Origin of the sequence: Chryseobacterium sp. CBTAP 102 (assembly GCF_003201365.1) — a bacterium.
GTDB classification, from domain to species: domain Bacteria; phylum Bacteroidota; class Bacteroidia; order Flavobacteriales; family Weeksellaceae; genus Chryseobacterium; species Chryseobacterium candidae.
Window position 1 is genome coordinate 117,401 of the sequence record NZ_QICX01000004.1, and the last position, 17,070, is coordinate 134,470.

21 protein-coding genes are annotated in these 17,070 nt (G+C 35.8%); 1 reads left to right on the forward strand and 20 read right to left on the reverse strand.

Going from position 1 to position 17,070, the window contains the following annotated elements; all coding sequences use genetic code 11:
- Positions 1–13: 13 nt before the first annotated feature.
- The 14 genes from C8D70_RS07400 to C8D70_RS07470 form a co-directional block, all read right to left on the reverse strand.
- Positions 14–628 (reverse strand): deoxynucleoside kinase, encoded by a 615-nt coding sequence (locus C8D70_RS07400; RefSeq protein ID WP_002977952.1) that lies wholly within the window; start codon positions 626–628, stop codon positions 14–16.
- Between the two features lie 26 nt (positions 629–654).
- Entirely contained in the window at positions 655–1,605 is a 951-nt protein-coding gene (locus C8D70_RS07405; RefSeq protein ID WP_228408000.1) for a hypothetical protein, read from the reverse strand.
- Between the two features lie 144 nt (positions 1,606–1,749).
- Positions 1,750–2,775: a glutaminyl-peptide cyclotransferase gene (locus tag C8D70_RS07410; RefSeq protein ID WP_110367012.1), complete on the reverse strand. Its 1,026-nt coding sequence runs from the start codon at positions 2,773–2,775 to the stop codon at positions 1,750–1,752.
- Positions 2,776–2,877: 102 nt separating this feature from the next.
- Positions 2,878–3,900: a glutaminyl-peptide cyclotransferase gene (locus C8D70_RS07415; protein ID WP_076597249.1), complete on the reverse strand. Its 1,023-nt coding sequence runs from the start codon at positions 3,898–3,900 to the stop codon at positions 2,878–2,880.
- 183 nt (positions 3,901–4,083) lie between these two features.
- Entirely contained in the window at positions 4,084–4,590 is a 507-nt protein-coding gene (locus C8D70_RS07425; protein ID WP_076597248.1) for a GNAT family N-acetyltransferase, read from the reverse strand.
- A gap of 3 nt (positions 4,591–4,593) precedes the next feature.
- Positions 4,594–5,019, reverse strand: coding sequence for an SRPBCC family protein (locus tag C8D70_RS07430; RefSeq protein ID WP_110366893.1), 426 nt, complete (start codon positions 5,017–5,019; stop codon positions 4,594–4,596).
- 325 nt (positions 5,020–5,344) lie between these two features.
- Positions 5,345–6,958, reverse strand: coding sequence for a Na+/H+ antiporter (locus C8D70_RS07435; protein ID WP_110366894.1), 1,614 nt, complete (start codon positions 6,956–6,958; stop codon positions 5,345–5,347).
- Between the two features lie 147 nt (positions 6,959–7,105).
- Entirely contained in the window at positions 7,106–8,110 is a 1,005-nt protein-coding gene (locus C8D70_RS07440; protein WP_110366895.1) for a bestrophin family protein, read from the reverse strand.
- 68 nt (positions 8,111–8,178) lie between these two features.
- Positions 8,179–8,856 (reverse strand): DUF2490 domain-containing protein, encoded by a 678-nt coding sequence (locus C8D70_RS07445; protein ID WP_110366896.1) that lies wholly within the window; start codon positions 8,854–8,856, stop codon positions 8,179–8,181.
- Between the two features lie 131 nt (positions 8,857–8,987).
- Entirely contained in the window at positions 8,988–9,380 is a 393-nt protein-coding gene (locus C8D70_RS07450) for a DUF1398 domain-containing protein (protein WP_076597243.1), read from the reverse strand.
- A 141-nt stretch (positions 9,381–9,521) separates the two neighbouring features.
- Positions 9,522–10,211, reverse strand: coding sequence for a response regulator transcription factor (locus tag C8D70_RS07455; protein ID WP_076597242.1), 690 nt, complete (start codon positions 10,209–10,211; stop codon positions 9,522–9,524).
- A gap of 11 nt (positions 10,212–10,222) precedes the next feature.
- The gene (locus tag C8D70_RS07460) at positions 10,223–10,999 is read right to left on the reverse strand and encodes a sensor histidine kinase (RefSeq protein ID WP_076597241.1); all 777 of its coding nucleotides are present in this window, start codon (positions 10,997–10,999) and stop codon (positions 10,223–10,225) included.
- Positions 11,000–11,020: 21 nt separating this feature from the next.
- On the reverse strand, positions 11,021–11,653 hold the full coding sequence (locus C8D70_RS07465; protein WP_110366897.1) for a hypothetical protein: 633 nt from the start codon (positions 11,651–11,653) through the stop codon (positions 11,021–11,023).
- An 18-nt stretch (positions 11,654–11,671) separates the two neighbouring features.
- The gene (locus tag C8D70_RS07470) at positions 11,672–11,998 is read right to left on the reverse strand and encodes a hypothetical protein (protein ID WP_076597240.1); all 327 of its coding nucleotides are present in this window, start codon (positions 11,996–11,998) and stop codon (positions 11,672–11,674) included.
- 749 nt (positions 11,999–12,747) lie between these two features.
- Here C8D70_RS07470 and C8D70_RS07475 point away from each other — a divergent pair.
- The gene (locus C8D70_RS07475) at positions 12,748–13,047 is read left to right on the forward strand and encodes a T9SS type A sorting domain-containing protein (RefSeq protein ID WP_110366898.1); all 300 of its coding nucleotides are present in this window, start codon (positions 12,748–12,750) and stop codon (positions 13,045–13,047) included.
- 182 nt (positions 13,048–13,229) lie between these two features.
- On the opposite strand, the gene C8D70_RS07480 is transcribed toward C8D70_RS07475, so the two are convergent.
- The 6 genes from C8D70_RS07480 to C8D70_RS07505 form a co-directional block, all read right to left on the reverse strand.
- Positions 13,230–13,679, reverse strand: coding sequence for a VOC family protein (locus C8D70_RS07480; RefSeq protein WP_110366899.1), 450 nt, complete (start codon positions 13,677–13,679; stop codon positions 13,230–13,232).
- A gap of 35 nt (positions 13,680–13,714) precedes the next feature.
- Positions 13,715–14,263 (reverse strand): SRPBCC family protein, encoded by a 549-nt coding sequence (locus C8D70_RS07485; protein ID WP_228408001.1) that lies wholly within the window; start codon positions 14,261–14,263, stop codon positions 13,715–13,717.
- Positions 14,264–14,279: 16 nt separating this feature from the next.
- Positions 14,280–14,651: a VOC family protein gene (locus tag C8D70_RS07490; RefSeq protein WP_110366900.1), complete on the reverse strand. Its 372-nt coding sequence runs from the start codon at positions 14,649–14,651 to the stop codon at positions 14,280–14,282.
- A 47-nt stretch (positions 14,652–14,698) separates the two neighbouring features.
- Positions 14,699–15,169 (reverse strand): hypothetical protein, encoded by a 471-nt coding sequence (locus tag C8D70_RS07495; protein ID WP_110366901.1) that lies wholly within the window; start codon positions 15,167–15,169, stop codon positions 14,699–14,701.
- Positions 15,170–15,181: 12 nt separating this feature from the next.
- Positions 15,182–15,637 (reverse strand): DUF1569 domain-containing protein, encoded by a 456-nt coding sequence (locus C8D70_RS07500; RefSeq protein ID WP_110366902.1) that lies wholly within the window; start codon positions 15,635–15,637, stop codon positions 15,182–15,184.
- Positions 15,638–15,801: 164 nt separating this feature from the next.
- Positions 15,802–17,010 (reverse strand): ABC transporter permease, encoded by a 1,209-nt coding sequence (locus C8D70_RS07505; RefSeq protein WP_110366903.1) that lies wholly within the window; start codon positions 17,008–17,010, stop codon positions 15,802–15,804.
- Between the last annotated feature and the right edge of the window lie 60 nt (positions 17,011–17,070).

Below are 17,070 nucleotides of genomic sequence, written 5' to 3' on the forward strand. Positions count from 1 at the left end.
TGATAAAAATATGTTAAAACAATCCGTGAAGTTCTGCTTCAATTTTCTCCAGAATAAATCCGAAATCTTCCGGTTTTTCAACGAAGTCAAGATCATCCACTTCTACGATCAGAAGTTTTCCTTCGGTGTAATTGGAAATCCATTTTTCATATTTCTGATTCAGCTTTGACAGATATTCAATGCTGATAGATGCTTCATATTCACGGCCTCTTTTGTAAATTTTTTTAACCAGGTTAGGAACATCTGATTTTAAATAGATTAAAAGATCTGGAGCTGATACAAAAGACTTCATCAGATCAAATACCGATGAGTAGTTATTGAAATCTCTGTCTGAAAGAAGATTCATATCATTCAGGTTTTCTGCAAAAATATGGGCATCTTCATAGATGGTGCGATCCTGAATAATATTTTTTCCGCTTTCTCTGATCTCTTTTACCTGACGGAATCTGCTGCCCAGGAAATACACCTGCAGTGCAAAACTCCACTTGCTCATGTCTGAATAAAAATCCTCCAGATAAGGGTTATGATCTACATCTTCAAATTGTGCATCCCATCCGTAATGCTTGGAAAGCATCGTTGTCAAAGTTGTTTTTCCGGCTCCGATGTTTCCTGTAACTGCAATATGCATAATATTCTTTTCCTTGTATTTACTGATTAGTTGATAAGTTTTTCAACAGCTTCAGTCTGAACCTGAGAAATATCTTCAATCAATTTCTGTAAGGTATTGTCTGAAGGTTTCTCTACTGTATTCTCATCAGGTTTCTCTTCTGGTTTTTCTGTAGGTGTCTGCAGAGATTCCGGCTGAGCTTCAAGCTGTTTTTGCTGTTGCGCTTTCTTTACTTTTTCAAAGCTGTAAAGATAGAGTTTGTTCCCTTTGATTGCAAAATAAGAGAGGATGTTTTTATCCACAATTTGCGCTTCCTGGTCTTCAAAAACAGTGGACATTCCTTTTTCAGGCACATATTGTGAAACGAAATTACCGGCAACAACCAGGATCATATCATTTTCTCTTCGAAACCGTTTTCCGTTTTCCAGCGGGGCCTCAAAAAGTATTTCAAACTTCAGGCTGTAAATCCTGATATGTTTTCTGGTTAAAATATAGACCTTATTTTCATAGACCAGCATATCCATCAGATCTTCAAAACTGATATCAAAAGGATAGGAATTGATGGTTGTATCATTTCTGAAATTATACTGTATCAAACGCTTTGTACTGTCATCCAAAAGCCACAGCTGCTGGAGATCTTCAGCATAAGCCATCCTGATAAAACCAAATTTCTGCTTAAAATCCAATCTTTGAATCTCATTCATATTCTGGTCTATAAATTTCATTTCCTGAGCATTTTCAGAAAACAACGGTACATTCAGAGGATTTTGTACGGTCTGTACTTTGTATGGAACAGTAAGCATCATCTTTCCGATCTGTTTCCCTAAAGAATCATATTTGGTAAAGCTGAAATCTTTGTTCTTATAGATATACAGATTCCCATAATCGTCAGCAAGCATATCTTTAGCTTCCTTAAGTTTCAAAGTATCTAAAGGAATAATATTCTGTGCCGAAGCCATACAGAAAAGGAAAAAAAATAGTATGTTTAAAAACTTCACTCTGTTTTTTTAATGGGGTCAATTTACTGAAAAATAACTTTATCCAAAAGATGATTAAGTCTTAGAGAATCTTCTTTACTGTTAATCAAAACTGAGACCATCCTGTTGCTGCAAAAAGACCGCTCTACAAAAGATATAATGAATTTATTGAAAAGTAACTTCATAAATTTTCTCCCAGTTTTTCCCGGTAACCAGCATATGATCACCTTTAAAAGCAATTCCGTTTAACACATGCTCGCTCTCTCCTTTATCATTTTCTTTGGTCAACTGTGTAAAATCAAGTTTACCTATGACTTCTCCGTTTGCGGGATTAATTTTTAGAATGACAGGTTGATGCCAAACATTCGCATAGATAAATCCGCTGTGGTATTCAAGTTCATTGAGCTGATTGTAAATTGTAGAATTACCGCCAACCGCAATCGTTTTTATTACTTTTGAAGGATTATTAACATCCAGAAAATAAAGATTCTTTGAACCATCTGTAGCGATCAGATTCTTTCCATCATAGGAAAGCCCCCACCCTTCTCCTATTGCATCAGGCAATGGAAATTCAGAAATCTTTTTCAAAGTGTTTTTATCATAAATAAAACCGATTTTATTCTGATACGTCAGCTGATAAACCTTATCTCCCACAATGGCACAACCTTCAGAAAAAATCTCAGCAGGCTGCTTTGCAACAATTTTGGGAACAGCAGATCCTAATGTATATTTTATAAGCTGGGAAGCTCCCTTCATTCCGTCACTTTCATACACCGTATTTCCCTCTACCACAAAGCCTTCAATAAAATTTTTAGGATCATGAGGGTAATCGGCAACTATTGTATAGGGAATATTCTGCTCAGGAGTTTTTGTAAATACATTGATGGTAGCATCCTGATTCAGGACTTCTCCGCTGTTGGTCTTAATTACAAAGACCACTTTATTATCTCCAAGTGTGAAAAATTCGGGATCAATCCTTAAGTCTGCGGTTTCTTTATCTCCAAAGCTAATTTTAATGCTTTCTGCATTTTCCGTCACCTCTTTCGGAAGGTCAAGTTTATCCCCGAAATGATATCCTTTTGTTTCCTTTGCATTGTTATAATCTGCCAGAGAATCAAGCATTTTTTCTTTATTACTGCAAGAAGCCAAGAATAGAACTGCTGCAAAACCAATAGTAATGTTTCGCTTCATAAAGGTATTAATCATTTGTCAAAAGTACTAAAATTTAATCCTCAAAACGAAAATAACGCTCCCGGAGGAACGCTATTTTTGTTTTTTATCAATAGAATCAGATTATTTGATCTGAACTTCGTAAATCTTTGACCAGTTCTTTCCTGTTACCAGCATATTGTCCCCTTTGAAAGCAATTCCGTTCAGGACATCATCACTTCCTTTGGTATTCTGTTTTGCGATTTCTGTAAAATCAAAAGTTCCCACTACTTCTCCGTTAGCAGGATTGATTTTTAAAATGACCGGCTTCTGCCATACGTTCGCATAGATAAATCCGTTGTGGTATTCCAGCTCGTTCAGCTGATCATATGCCTGAGAACTTCCTGCAACGGCAATATATTTAATCAGTTTTGAAGGATCGTTTACATCAAGGAAATATAAAAGCTTACTTCCGTCAGAAGCAATCAGATTTTTCCCGTCATACGTTAATCCCCAACCTTCACCTAATACATTTGGATAAGCAAATTCTGAAAGCAGCTTTAACGAACTTTTATCATAGACATATCCTTTTTTGCTCTGCCATGTAAGCTGATACACTTTATCTCCAACGATGGTACTTCCTTCAGAAAAATCTTCCTGAGCCTGTTTTGTAGAAGCCAACGGAGTGGTCGTTCCCAGCGTATATTTTAAAATCTGTGAAGATCCGTTCTGCCCGTCACTTTCATAAATCGTATTTCCTTCAATCTGGAAACCCTGTACAAAGTTTTTAGGATCGTGAGGATATTCGGCTACAATCTGATAAGGAATATTTTTTTCCGGATTTTTTGCAAACACGTTGATCGTTGCATCCTGATTAAGGACTTCTCCTCCTTTTGTTTTAATATTGAATGTAACAGCATTGTCTCCTAGTGTGAAAAATTTGGGATCAATTGTTAAATCGGTTGTTTCTTTATCTCCAAAGCTGATCGTTACGCTTTCTGCATTTTCCGTTACTTCTTTCGGAAGCTCAAGCTTATCTCCAAAATGGTAACCCTTCGCCTCCATTGAAGTATTATAAGTGTTTAATGTATTAAGAATCTCTTTATCCTTATTACAAGACGCCAATAATAAAATCGCTGCGAAACCCGCTATAATATTTTTTTTCATTGAATTTCTAAATATTTCTCCAAAAATAGCAAATTTTATTCCGTATTGCCAATATTATCTGCGGGTTCACCAAATTGTAATATGTAACCATTGTTATCATAGATAGCAAATTCTCTCATTCACTTTATCTACAGTGGAATAAAAAGAGCCTTAAAACCAGTCTGCCGTAAACTGTAAACTGTTTCATGATTTCTGTACGTTAAAAGTATTTCTGTGGATTTTCATATTCAGGGAAACCCATATTTCCTTATCGATCATGGCTTCGTTTTTAACATCGGGATCAAAAGCAAACCCTACTTTTCTGTAACATTCAATAGCTCCGGTATTCCAGTCGTAGACATTCAGTTCGGCAGTTTCTTTATCAAAATGACTGAAGCCATATTTCAAAAGCTCCTGCATAACCTTCTTTCCATAGCCTTTTCCCCTGTTATTTTCATCCCAGATCAGAATTCTTCCCAGCAGGAAAGTTTTTTCTTTTAAGAAAATCTGAGCATGACCTATTGTACTTCCGGTCTGATCTTTAATTTTAAACAGCGTTCTTTTTTCATCAGACAAATCTGTTTCCAGCTGTTCTTCTGTGAGAGGAAAACGATATGCGGGTCCGGCAAACTGAAGAAGCATTCTTTCGTCTTTTATTTTTGAAATCAGTTGTGGAGCATCATGTATGGTAAAGGGCTGTAATGTAATCATTGTCTATTTTTCTAAATATTCTTTTAAGCTCTGTCCCAAAATGGTGTTCCAGCCTTCTGTAAAGTTCTCTCGTGAAAAACCTTCGCCCAAATTTTTAAAGTTTTCCATATCTTCATGGGTTAGCTTTACTACCGTATGTTCATTTTCTGGCTGCAATTCCCAGGTTACAACGGTCTTCAGGGTTGAAAAATCAGGATAAGACCATGTGTGCTTTAATTTCTGATTGGGGATTATTTCTAAAACCTCCCCGTGATGATGATATTTATCGGCTCCTCCTGGTTCATAGAAATTGAATTCCTTACCTGTTTCCAATACAAAATCCTGGATATCAAAATACCAGGATTTCATTTCATTTTTATCGGTTAATGCTTTCCAGACTTTTTCAACCGGAGCATTTATGGTACACTGAACAGTGATGGGTGTGTTCATATTATGGATTTAATATGTTTAAATGTACATATTTTATCCCTACTATTTAACCTCAAAAACCGCAAAAGTTTTTATCTTCTAAATTATTTCAAAACATTCCTGTCCGATTAAGTTAAAATATAAATATAATTAACAGGCCGTAAATATTGATGTTTTTAATGTATTTCTACTTTTTATCGGACAGTAATGATTTAAAAGTTTAAATTTCCATTAATGAGAAGTACACTTAAGTTCTGAAAATCTAAGGATTTTCATTTTGTGATCTTCCACAATTTAAGCTTATTCCAGTATACTCTTCTGTGACTTTTATAGTTTTTATTTTTAATTACCCATGTGAAAAACCTGTGATTTTGGCTTCATCAAAATCCAGCTGCATTTCAATGGTTCTCATGACGTGATCATCAAAGATTTTCTCTCTTTTCATTCTGTGCAGTTCGTTTCTCTGTGCCTGAATGATTTGGCGTAAGACATCTTTATTTTCATTGATCGCTGTTACATAATCTCCTGTGGAAGCCATGCATTGGGCTTTATCTGCCATCAGCATCATTTCATTTTCCAATTTGTGCTTTTGATGACGCACCAGGCTATTGGTTACGGCTAATTCAGAAAAGTCATTATCCAGTTTATGCAATGCTGTTTCTTTCAGTTTGCGCATAAGAATTACCTCCTGTTTTTCTTCCGGCAGTTCACTTCCGGCATCCTGAATATTCAATAATTTCAAGATCGGACTCAACAATAGACCTTGTCCTACCAGAGTGATCAATATGATCACAAAAGTTACAAACAAAATAATATTTCTGTGTGGGAATACTTCTCCGTTGGGTAAAAAAGCAGGGATTGATAGGGCTGCTGCCAGTGAAACCACTCCTCTCATGGCTGCAAAACTGATGATAAACGGCTCCCGCCAGTCTGGTTTTGGAACTTTTAATCTTAATTCTTTAGAGCAGACTCTTGGGAAGTACATCAATGCATAGCTGTATAGAATTCTTGTTCCAATGATAGCTCCGCCAATCACTACACTGTAGAAAATACCTTCTGAAATGGTGTATTCTTTCATTCCTTCCACTACAATCGGAAGTTCAAGACCAATCAGAATGAAAATGATGGTATTCATCAGGAATATCAGCACACTCCACACATTCCCCGACTGGATTCTTGAGGTATGGCTTAAATAACAATGTGAATTATATGACATCAGCAAACCTCCGCCCACCACTGCCAGTACTCCTGAAAAATGAAAATGCTCCGCTCCCACATACATAATGTAAGGGACGATAAGAGTAATAATGGTATCGATATTGGAATTGGTAGGAATAACCTTAAGCAATGCACCAAACAGAAAGCCCACAGCAACTCCTACTGCAATACCACCGACGGCCATCATAAAGAAATCCTGAATGGCATCTCTCCAGATAAACTGTCCTGAAATAACGGCTGCCAGGGCAAATTTAAACACAATTAAACTTGACGCATCATTGATTAAGCTCTCTCCTTCCAGGATACTGGTAATTTTCTTAGGAATTTTCATATGCTTCAGTACAGAAGTGGCAGCTACCGCATCCGGTGGAGAATTGACGCCTCCCAATAAAAATCCCATTGCCAAAGTAAGTCCGGGAATAATGGAAGATGAAAGATAAGCCACGACAATGGATGTTAAAAATACCAATCCGAAAGCCATAGAAAGAATCTGTTTTCTCCATTTATGAAAATCCTGCCATGAAGTAAACCAGGCTGCCTCAAACAAAATAGGCGGAAGGAAAATAAGAAAAACAAGATCAGGCTCTATTTCAATACGCGGCATTCCTGGTACAAAACTTATTAATAATCCTGCAATAACAAGAAAAATAGGGTAAGCTACTTTTAATTTCTGGCCAATCATTACCAATATCATCACAGACAGCAGTACTGCAATGGATATAATAACATAGCTGTGAATCATTTTGAGTTAGTTGTTTTTAAGTGTTACATATTTTTATTTGGATTTGTCCAAACCTTATAGGTTTTAAAAACCTATAAGGTTTAATTTCATCCGACGTTTAGACTTTTTCTTTACAGCCGTCCTCATACATTATAAAGACGGAAAGAATTAAAGTACGATATTATTCTTCGGAGTGATGGCTGGCGGAAGATCAGATTCATCCAGCATATCCCTCATATCGATTTCAATGGTACGGCTGATCTGAGTGATAGGAACGTCATTGGGACTTCCTTCAAAGGGATTTACCGAGGCCTCTCCCACACTGTCCAGTGTATGAAAACACCATGTCACGAGTAAAGAAAACGGGATATTAAACCATAAAGTTAAGCCTTCTAACGATGTTCCTTCACCTAATTTATCAAACTCTTTCAATAATCCGAAAGGCACGAAAACAATGAATAAAAGCAAAAGATAGGTTGTGATGGAAGAAAAATTTCTCGGATAAGGAAAGTTTTTAATTCTTTCAGCTTTTCCCTGATTATCTGTAAACTTCACCAATTGCTGGTTGATCTGTGTCCATTGAAAATCATTGATTTCTCCCTTTTCGTAGGCTTCAGATAAAACTTTACTCTGTCTGGCCATCAATTGGGTAGCTCTGTTTTTTTTGCTTATAATGTACTGAAGTTCATGTTCAGAAAGATATTTTTTCAATTCTTCATCCAATGTGGCCAATCTCTCCGGAATATCATATTTTTTAGCATATTCATCAAACTGATCTGATCCCATGTTTTCCCATGCTCTCGGTTCACGAAGCTGAAATCTCAATGCGGTAAGCCATGCATAATGACGAAGAAACATTTCTTTTACTTTATCAGAGTCTTTGGAAAGAAGTGCATCTCTCAGGATATATCCAAAACTACGGCTGTCATTAATAATAGCTCCGTAGATCTGTCTTGCTTCCCAGAGTCTGCTGTAGCTGGCATTGTTTTTAAATCCAACAATAAAGGCAACTGCTGTTCCCATAATGGCAATCGGCTGCCATGGAACGGAAAGAAACCTCAAGCCCAAAAAGTAGAGGACTGTAGGGATTGCCGATAATATAACCAAAGCGTAAATGCTCCGTCTGGTCCAGATAATGAACTCGCGGGCTCCGAATCTTTTTCCTGAATGCATAAGTGTTTATTTTTTAGTGTTTAATATATTTTCAAATGATTTTTCAAGAGCATTCAGCAGCAGCTTTATTAGTTTTTGGTAAACGGAATATTATTATAAAAACCAATCTGAATCTGTCCGCGGTTTCTGTTCTCCTGAATCTGGTTCATATACCCTGCTTCAATTCTCATATTTTTATTGATGACATATCCTAAGGCTCCATAGACTCTGTTTCTGTCGAAAACCGGACTATTGAAGTGCAGAAAAATTTCATTATATACTGATGCATAGAGGGTTTTAGGAAGCATCTCTTTTTGAGTAATCGGTATATTCAATCCTAGCATATAACGGAATCTCATTCTGAAATCATCCTGAAGAAAACGTTCTTCCAAACGGTAACGATGCTGAAGATAGAAACGTCCGAATTTCTGTTTGGTGATAAACTGCTGGAAAATTCGGTGTTCAATATTTTCTTTTTTTTCACCGTTTACATAAGGCTGGCTGAGAATGAAACCGTATCCCAATAAAACATTGTTGTTATTTTCAGTGAGATCATACCCAACTCCTGTACGGATCAGTAACTGTTCAAGATCTCCAAGAGCATCAAAATTACGGTACTGAATTTCATTGTGCCAGTTCAGCTTCTTGCTGATTTTGTTGTTTCCAAAATACATATACCATGCTCCCAGATCGTTTTTTTGAGCAAATGTCAAAATAGATCCCAAACCTAATACTGTGAATGCCAACTTCGTAAAAACCTTTCTCATGTTTATCAATTACTATTATCTATCGTTTTTAACAAAATTAATATTTTAAATCAATAATAGCAAACAATATTTTATAAGTTACTTTAAAGAAGTACGGATGCAATGGTCTGCATCCGTTTTTTTGTAAAAAATTATCCCGGAACCTGTTCTGTCAGGACAAAACTTTCATTCTGGTCAAAATAATTACAGGTCATTTCATTCAGATCCATTGTCCAGCCATTGATTCCGTTTTCGGCACAGTCTTTACAGAAAGTCATGTAGTCTGTTCCTCCTTGTTGATGTAGTTTTAGCCTGGTTTTAAAATTTTCAAGGTTTAAAGTTTTGGAAATGGGAAGCTCATCATATTTGCTGCCGGTCTGTACAGATTGGTTTTCATTATTAAAGTACCTGGTATTTCCATCTGAGACATATGTTTTGTAATGAGAAACCCCCAATGCTTTTATAGCCTGAATATATTGGGGAAAATCGGCTCCGCTTTTTACTTTCTGATGTTCTGCTTTAATGTTTTCAATTGTAAATTTCATTCTTTTGTATTTTCTGTTTGTTACTGTAAATTATTGTTTTTCATAAACACCCTTCTGGGATTCTGCTTTTCAAAACAACTGCTAATTTAATCAGAAAATATAAATTTCATTTAATTTTTAATAAAACATCTGCATAAATGTTTATTCAAACCTGTCTTTTAAATAGTTCATATCTGCAATTTTACTTTCTATGGCATATACCACTAAACCCGCAGTATTTTTGGCTCCTGTTTTCAGCAGAAGGCTGTTGCGGTGGCCCTCAACGGTTCTGGAGCTTATAAAAAGCTGATCAGCAATCTCAGAAGTATTGTATTGTTTGCAGATGAGTTCCAATACTTCTTTTTCTCTTTTGGAGATATGATTGGCATCAAAAATACTGGAAACTTTCTTTTTAGGTTCTATAAGATTTTGATGGAGCGCTTCCATTACCTCATTATTATAAAAGAAGCCTTTGCTGTGTACTTCCCTTATTGCGGTGAGCAATTCTGCAGGGCTTGAGTTTTTTTTAAGAAAAGAGCAGGCTCCTGACTGTATCATATTGACGATAAATGCTTTTGTATTATAGCTCGTTAATGCAATAATCCTGATCTGAGGATATTTGATATGGATTTGTTTGGTAGCTTCTACTCCGTTAATTTCCGGCATATTGAGATCCATCAGGATAATATCAGGCAGTTTTTCAAGGGTTACAAGCTCGTCCAGCAGCTCTTTGCCATTACTGAAATCACTTACCAGTTCAATATCTTTTTCTCTCTGTATCAACAATGAAATTCCCTGGCGAAAGAGTGCTTCATCGTCTACAATTATTACACGAATTATGTTATTCTCCATCTTATAATGATTTAAAATGTAAATTCTACAGCGATTCCTTTATTGTTTTCACTTTCAATTTTTAGTGTTCCACTGATTAGTTCTACCCGGCTTCTGATATTTCTTAAGCCTAATCCTTCTTTCAAAGTATTTTCATTCAAATTAAATCCTTTACCATCATCTTTATAGATACAGGTATTTTTACCGTCTTTTCCCAAAAATTCTATATCGATATGTGTACTTTCCCCGTGTTTTATGGAATTGTTAATGAGCTCCTGAAGTATTCTAAAGATATGCAAATTTTTTTCTTCCTCTGCTTTTGCAAAGTACAGACTATTGGAATAAGTAACCTGCAGGGTTTTGGACAGGTTTATTTCTGAGCACAATGCATCTATTGCCGCATGGAGTCCGAATTTTTCCAAAATTGGGGGAAGGAGATCATGTGAGATCTGCCTGGCACTTTCTGCAGTTTTGTTGACCAGATGTATGATTTTATTTTTCAGATCATTGTATTCTTCTCTGGTTAAATTATCAAAATCCAGAAGATGGATATTCAAAGAAACCACACTGAGTTTTGAGCTGATATCATCATGCAGATCCTGGGCAATCCGCAGTCTCTCTTTTTCCTGAGCACTGATAATGGCGTGGGTAAGATCTTTCTCATATCTCACCTCCAGCTCTTTTTTCTGAATAAGGTTTCTTGTTATTTTCTTATTCGAAAAATAATAAAATATGATCAGGGTAACCGCCAGTAAGGTAAATGCCAGAAAGGTATAAACGATAGTGGAAATAATTGTATTCTCATTCATTTTGTAAGATCATAACAGTAATTACACATTTTTTTTACGGGAAGAAAGATATTCAATCAGAATAAAAATCTGGTACACAATAAACATAACAACATTGAATACCCAAATCTCTTTATGCAGTTTTCTGTTCATCACCGTATAGAGGTTTCCGGACAAAAATATTACGGTACTGCTTATCAGGTAAAGTAAAAGTCCCAGGCTTATATAATTGTATTTCTTTTTGGTATCCAGTATATTATATAAATGAAATAATGCCAGAATGATAATAGAATAAGAAGTGACAAATATTTCGAACAGATTAAAAACATAATACTTTTCGGGATATAATATATACTGTATAACAAGAACTAGAGGAATGATGATTAAAAGTGTACGTGCTGTTTTTTTCTGGTATTTTTCCGTTAAAATTTCATGAAAAAATAATCCCAGTAACAAAAACTGCCCTATCAGATAATAATGTGAGAAAAACAGATTATTAATCTTCTGTGAATTCAATACATAGAAAACAATTTCACATAGTAATATCCATGCCAAATAGCTGATGAAGAATATACAGGCTCTTCCTCTTCCGGAAAAGCCTATACAGTATACTGCCAGATTAATCAGCAGAATGCCTTTTCCAATTAATGACAATATTTCTATCCAGTGATCCAATGATCTCTAGTTTTCGGATTACAGATTCCACCATTTTGCAGTGGAGCATACGCTTGGACAAGGTGTGGTCATATCATAAACATAATCTCCCTTATCATAATCTACAATATCATTATCATATGCATCCACTCCTACCATCAGAAATTTAAATTCGCCTTCATCGGTAATGGCATTGTATCCTCGATATCTTTCAAATCCTTTGTCTTTAATGAAAATATCATAGATATCCTTTGCCGGGATAAGATGAGCCCGGATAGATGTTCCATCGATAATTTTTGTATTCTGCCAATTGCTGATCCATTTTTTAGCATCTTCCAATAAGACTGCATGTTTAGGTAGTTCCATAGTTTTTCTTGTTTTAAATTATATAATAGGTTTGAATAAAGTGACCGTATCTACACATTACAAGTTATAAAAAAAATAACCATACCGTGAAATAAATTGATTTCAATTAACATAATATTTATTTTTCAAAATTATTACAATAATAAATATCCAAACTGCGTATTTCTACGCATTTTTCAATCCAGCATTTAATACGCTGTTATCAGTTTGTATTTCTAAGTTATTTTGTGGTATCATTTACAGGAAAATCTCGTGAGTAGATCAACAATACAGGAAGCGTATGACCTTCTGTTAATATTAAAAATCTGTATCATGAAAAAAATTATCTCTTTTGTAATTTTTGCTTTATTAAGAAATCTTTCAGCATTCAGTGCCCAGAAACTACTGTAATTTTTGAAACTTCAACTGGCGGCAGCACAAGCTTTACCGGTAGAGGATATACATTCAGTATTGTTTCACAGGCCGGAACTTTTAGAATTCAAAGCAGTTATCCGAACACCGGCTGGAACGGAGCAGCCCATGACATTATCTATATTGACAACACAGGAACAACCAATATCAGCTCTCCTTCTTTCAGTGTTAAAAGAAGTTCTGCATTCACTGTATCAAAGTTTTGGGTATTCTTAAGCAATACTGCTTTAAATCAGTCTACCTCATCAGGAACGCTTATCATTACAGGAAAATCAGGAGGAGTTACAAAGTTTACCATTACAAAAGCCTCCGGTTTTAATACGACATTCAATGCAAAAATGGGAACAACAGACATTAACAACGGATTTACCCTGATTGATCTTACTACTTTAAACAATCAGAATAACAGCAATACTATCATTGATGAGCTTCAGCTGCAATCTACCGGAGGATATGTCTATATGTGCCTGGATGCATTTACATGGACAAAAATTTCCACACCGGGTACTTCAGAAAACACTGTCAAAGACAAGATCAATATTTATCCTAATCCAACTTCCGGTGTCTTCTATTTGGATAATCTGAAGAAAAATAACAAAGTTTCGTTATATGACCAGTCTGGAAAGCTTGTAAGGTAAACAAAAGCCGAAAAAGGTGAAAACAAGTTTGATATTAGTGAGCTGCCTGACGGAATGTACCACATCACAACAGAATCAGGAAGCGACAAAATCATTAAAAAGAAATAAAAAATACAGCTAATAAATAAAAAAGCCGACAAAGCCTGCCGGTTTTTTCAATATTTTGAATACAAAGATCAATTTTATGGGTGCTGCTGCATTTTAGCAGGATCATCATAATTTACCATCCAGTTGATTCCGAACTTATCACTAAACATTCCGAAATAAGCGCCCCAGAAAGTCTCTTCCATAGGCATTGTTACCTGTCCTCCTGCAGAAAGACCACCGAATAATCTGTCTGCTTCTTCTTTAGATTCAGCATTCACAGAAATTGAGAAGTTGTTTCCTGCCTTGAAGTTGGAAGACCATTCTCCTCCTGTATCACTTCCCATCAAAATCGTTTCTTTAGAGATCGGAAGTGAAACGTGCATAATTTTGTTTTTGTCTTCCTCAGGTGTTTCTTTTCCCTCTAATGGAGGTATTTCCCCAAATGTTCCTATGTAAGAATATTCTCCTCCGAAAACAGATTTATAAAAATCAAATGCTTCTCTGCAGTTTCCGTTGAATGTCAGGTAAACGTTTACTGTTGCCATAATTGTATTGATTTGTTTTTTTAAGTTTAGCTTTTTTATTGTGGTTTTTCGGATAGTGCTTTTAATCTTGAAAGCCCTTTCTGGTAATCTTTTCCAATAGCATTCTCCATATTCATAAACAGCTTTATCAAGGTAAAAGGATAAGGTATCTCTGAGGTAAATCCCCATGTTGCCTTTGTTCCGTTTCCTTCCGGAACTAGTACTACATAAGCATTTGCTTCACTTTCGTATGGCGTAAGAAATTTGATTTCCGTATCGATTCTTTTACCTGCTTCATCTACTTTTTTCAATTCCTGACAGCCTTTTCCTGCATTTTTATTTTTACTGTCCCAGCAAACTTTTTCTCCAGGCTGTCCATTTGTTCCTGTCCAGTCTTTTTTCATCCCAGGATCAAGGTCATTCCATGGGCTCCATTGATCCATTGCGTTGAGGGTATTGGTATTTTGCCATACTTTTTCTACCGGTGCATTGATAGAAACCGACTTTTCATATTTACAGTCTCCCGAAATAAAAGCAGCCCAAACCAACAAAAAGATTAATAATGTAGCTAAAAGTAAAATAATTCTTCTAAATATTCTCATCATACGTGTGTTTTAATTATTATCTGTGCTGATCTATAAGAATCATGTTTCCATCAGGGTCTTTAAGATAGATATGTTCCGGTCCGGAGGTGGTTTCATCAGCTTCTTTTCCGATTTCTACTCCACTTTGCTTTAATCTTTTCTGGATTTCACGCACATCGTCAAAAGATTCGAGATTCTGTGCATTTTCGTCCCATCCGGGATTAAAGGTAAGCATATTTCCATCAAACATCGCCTGAAAAAGGCCTATCAGTGTAGATCCGTTTTTCATGATCAGATAGTTTTGTGCTTCTGTTCCTGCCATGGTTGTAAATCCAAGCTTCTCATAAAAGTCTTTGGATTTATGAAGATCTTTTACGCTTAAACTGATTGAAAATGCGCCTAGTTTCATAATAGTAGTGAGTTTTTATTTAGGTGTTTTTTGAGTATGAGTTCGTGTTACTGATTTTTCAGATGGGTCTTAAATTCAAGGGTTTCGTCATAACTTTTCCAATCACCTGTAAGTTCAATGTGCTGCTCTTCAATTTTCTCTGTTTTCCTGTTCCAGCTAAAATGATAGATAAACTTTCCTTTAAAAATTCCGGAATGTTTTCCTTTATTCTCTTCCGCCAGCTCATATTCTCCGTATACTGTTCCCTGTTTTCTGGAATCTTTATATTTTGAAATGGTAATTTTTCCTTCAAATTTTGCATAATTGGTATCCACAAGAGAGTATCCTGAAACAAAATATTCCTGATCATTCTTTTTATTCTGTTCAGAAATATTGATTTTCAGTTTCAGTTCCTGGCCTTTGTTTCCAATAGTTCCTATGTAAGGTTTACTATTGTTCAGCCATGTATTGGAAATATCCGGCATCTGACCCAATACAACATTCGCAGTCAGAATGAGAAGCAATACAATTTTTTTCATATTGTGTGATTTTTAGACGCCAAATTGTGCCAGGTGATGGTTCAGGTGCTTGGCAAACATATTATTCCACTCCTGAGCATTTAATTTACCAAAAGAAAAAGATTCTTTACCGTCGAACGCATCTGCCCCCAACTGCTGTGTCTTTTGAATAAACCCGATCAGTCTTGTTTTTTCTTCATGAAAATTCTTTCTGGTGGTAATCAAAAATTGTGGAGCGGTAGGAGAATCTTTTGGATATGCTTTTTCGCCCACTACTTTAGGTTTTACGAAAGTTTTCAGTATAAATTTTGCAATAGCTCCGGGCTTTTTGTGTTTTTCCGGCTCGTAGATCATTTCATAGGTAATACAACAGTGCGCCAGCATCTGGTCTACTGTCATTTTGCCCCACAAACCATGGGTGTCTTCCACTAACTTATTTATTCTATCAATATATTTTTGAGCATCTTTTGCATCAAATACATTTTCCATATAATTTCTATTTTACTATGAACAAATATATCAGTTTTTTTGTTTGATTGTATTGTTGACTGAAAAAATTGAAAGCTGCGAGTTCAGGCATTAGGGTTGTAGGTTTACGTATTACGCAGAGAGGGGATCCTGCAGCTAAATAATAAGCAGCCAGCGGCCAAAAACTATTCAATCTCTTCCTGAGAAGTATTCTCCACCTCAGTTTCCTGTGGTACAGATTTTTTGAAAATAAACCAGAGTTTGATTTTTAAAGCAATCCACCCGATAATAGCATATATTACTAAGAGGATGCTTAGGTGTTTCAGGTAAGGAAATGTAAGTTCTACTGAACCTTTTTGAATCAATAAAATTTTGAAAGCCTGTAAAAAAGGAGTTAACGGAATGATATTCGCGATAAACTGAACAAAAGCAGGCATTGCACTCAAAGGCCATGTAAAACCACTGATGATGAAAGCTGGTGAAGCAATAACCATAAGAATCTGTGTTGCCTTCAAAGCGTCCGGAATCAGAATACTGATAAATACGCCCAAAAATGAAACTGATCCTACAAAAACGGCAGTCAAAAGAATAAAATTAAAAATTCCTTCCGGCATCGGAACCCTGAAGATCATATGCATAAAGTAATAAATACCTACAATAAGAATAGAAAACACCCAGATTGGAATCACTTTTATCAGCATGGTTGGGAAAGCCCATCTTTTCATTTTGAGATATTCTTTTACAAAAGACCCTCTTTCAAATTCGGCAGCAAAACTTACCGCCATTGCCAATAAAATCACCTGTTGTAATACCACTGCCAGCATCGCCGGCCACATGAAAATGAGATAATTTCCGGTAGTATTGAATAGCGTTATATAATTGGCTTTGAAAGGTTCATATTGTGTAGCTGCTTTTGCAGCAGGCATTCCAGCTTTCTGAAGGGCTTTGATGGAAGCTCCCGCAGAAAATGTACCAATGGTAAGCTGAAGTGCTTTGGAAGCAAAATTGGCCGTTAAAACATTTCCTGTATTGATATACACATTCAATTCAGGATATTTTTTCTGCAGCATATCTCCTTCAAATCTTGAGGGAATAATAACTACAGCAGCAGCCTCATGTCTGATCACCTCATCTTTGATACTGAGAGGTTCCTGCAGATATCTGATAATTTTAATGCTTTTATTATCATCCAGCATTTCTGTCAATTGATTGGATAAAGGTGTATTATCCCTGTCGATAACAAGAACTGGAGTATTTTCAACTTTTCCGCTTTTATAGACAAACCCCAGCAACGTTGCATAGAAAACCGGTGCCAAAAAGAACACCGTCCTTAAGGTAGAATTGCCGATAAAAAGTTTGAACTCACGTTTCAAAAGACGGAAAAATTCTTTCATCTGTATATTTTTATAGGTGGAAGAACGAAATGAAACTCTAGAGAAGCTTCATCTGTTCTT

What these genes read in the sequence shown, in the direction of transcription:
- C8D70_RS07400 (WP_002977952.1), bottom strand. Translation starts at nt 628, where the DNA reads ATGCATATTGCAGTTACAGGAAACATCGGAGCCGGAAAAACAACTTTG.
- C8D70_RS07410 (WP_110367012.1), bottom strand. Translation starts at nt 2,775, where the DNA reads ATGAAGCGAAACATTACTATTGGTTTTGCAGCAGTTCTATTCTTGGCT.
- C8D70_RS07415 (WP_076597249.1), bottom strand. Translation starts at nt 3,900, where the DNA reads ATGAAAAAAAATATTATAGCGGGTTTCGCAGCGATTTTATTATTGGCG.
- C8D70_RS07425 (WP_076597248.1), bottom strand. Translation starts at nt 4,590, where the DNA reads ATGATTACATTACAGCCCTTTACCATACATGATGCTCCACAACTGATT.
- C8D70_RS07430 (WP_110366893.1), bottom strand. Translation starts at nt 5,019, where the DNA reads ATGAACACACCCATCACTGTTCAGTGTACCATAAATGCTCCGGTTGAA.
- C8D70_RS07435 (WP_110366894.1), bottom strand. Translation starts at nt 6,958, where the DNA reads ATGATTCACAGCTATGTTATTATATCCATTGCAGTACTGCTGTCTGTG.
- C8D70_RS07440 (WP_110366895.1), bottom strand. Translation starts at nt 8,110, where the DNA reads ATGCATTCAGGAAAAAGATTCGGAGCCCGCGAGTTCATTATCTGGACC.
- C8D70_RS07445 (WP_110366896.1), bottom strand. Translation starts at nt 8,856, where the DNA reads ATGAGAAAGGTTTTTACGAAGTTGGCATTCACAGTATTAGGTTTGGGA.
- C8D70_RS07450 (WP_076597243.1), bottom strand. Translation starts at nt 9,380, where the DNA reads ATGAAATTTACAATTGAAAACATTAAAGCAGAACATCAGAAAGTAAAA.
- C8D70_RS07455 (WP_076597242.1), bottom strand. Translation starts at nt 10,211, where the DNA reads ATGGAGAATAACATAATTCGTGTAATAATTGTAGACGATGAAGCACTC.
- C8D70_RS07460 (WP_076597241.1), bottom strand. Translation starts at nt 10,999, where the DNA reads ATGAATGAGAATACAATTATTTCCACTATCGTTTATACCTTTCTGGCA.
- C8D70_RS07470 (WP_076597240.1), bottom strand. Translation starts at nt 11,998, where the DNA reads ATGGAACTACCTAAACATGCAGTCTTATTGGAAGATGCTAAAAAATGG.
- C8D70_RS07475 (WP_110366898.1), top strand. Translation starts at nt 12,748, where the DNA reads ATGGGAACAACAGACATTAACAACGGATTTACCCTGATTGATCTTACT.
- C8D70_RS07480 (WP_110366899.1), bottom strand. Translation starts at nt 13,679, where the DNA reads ATGGCAACAGTAAACGTTTACCTGACATTCAACGGAAACTGCAGAGAA.
- C8D70_RS07485 (WP_228408001.1), bottom strand. Translation starts at nt 14,263, where the DNA reads ATGATGAGAATATTTAGAAGAATTATTTTACTTTTAGCTACATTATTA.
- C8D70_RS07490 (WP_110366900.1), bottom strand. Translation starts at nt 14,651, where the DNA reads ATGAAACTAGGCGCATTTTCAATCAGTTTAAGCGTAAAAGATCTTCAT.
- C8D70_RS07495 (WP_110366901.1), bottom strand. Translation starts at nt 15,169, where the DNA reads ATGAAAAAAATTGTATTGCTTCTCATTCTGACTGCGAATGTTGTATTG.
- C8D70_RS07500 (WP_110366902.1), bottom strand. Translation starts at nt 15,637, where the DNA reads ATGGAAAATGTATTTGATGCAAAAGATGCTCAAAAATATATTGATAGA.
- C8D70_RS07505 (WP_110366903.1), bottom strand. Translation starts at nt 17,010, where the DNA reads ATGAAAGAATTTTTCCGTCTTTTGAAACGTGAGTTCAAACTTTTTATC.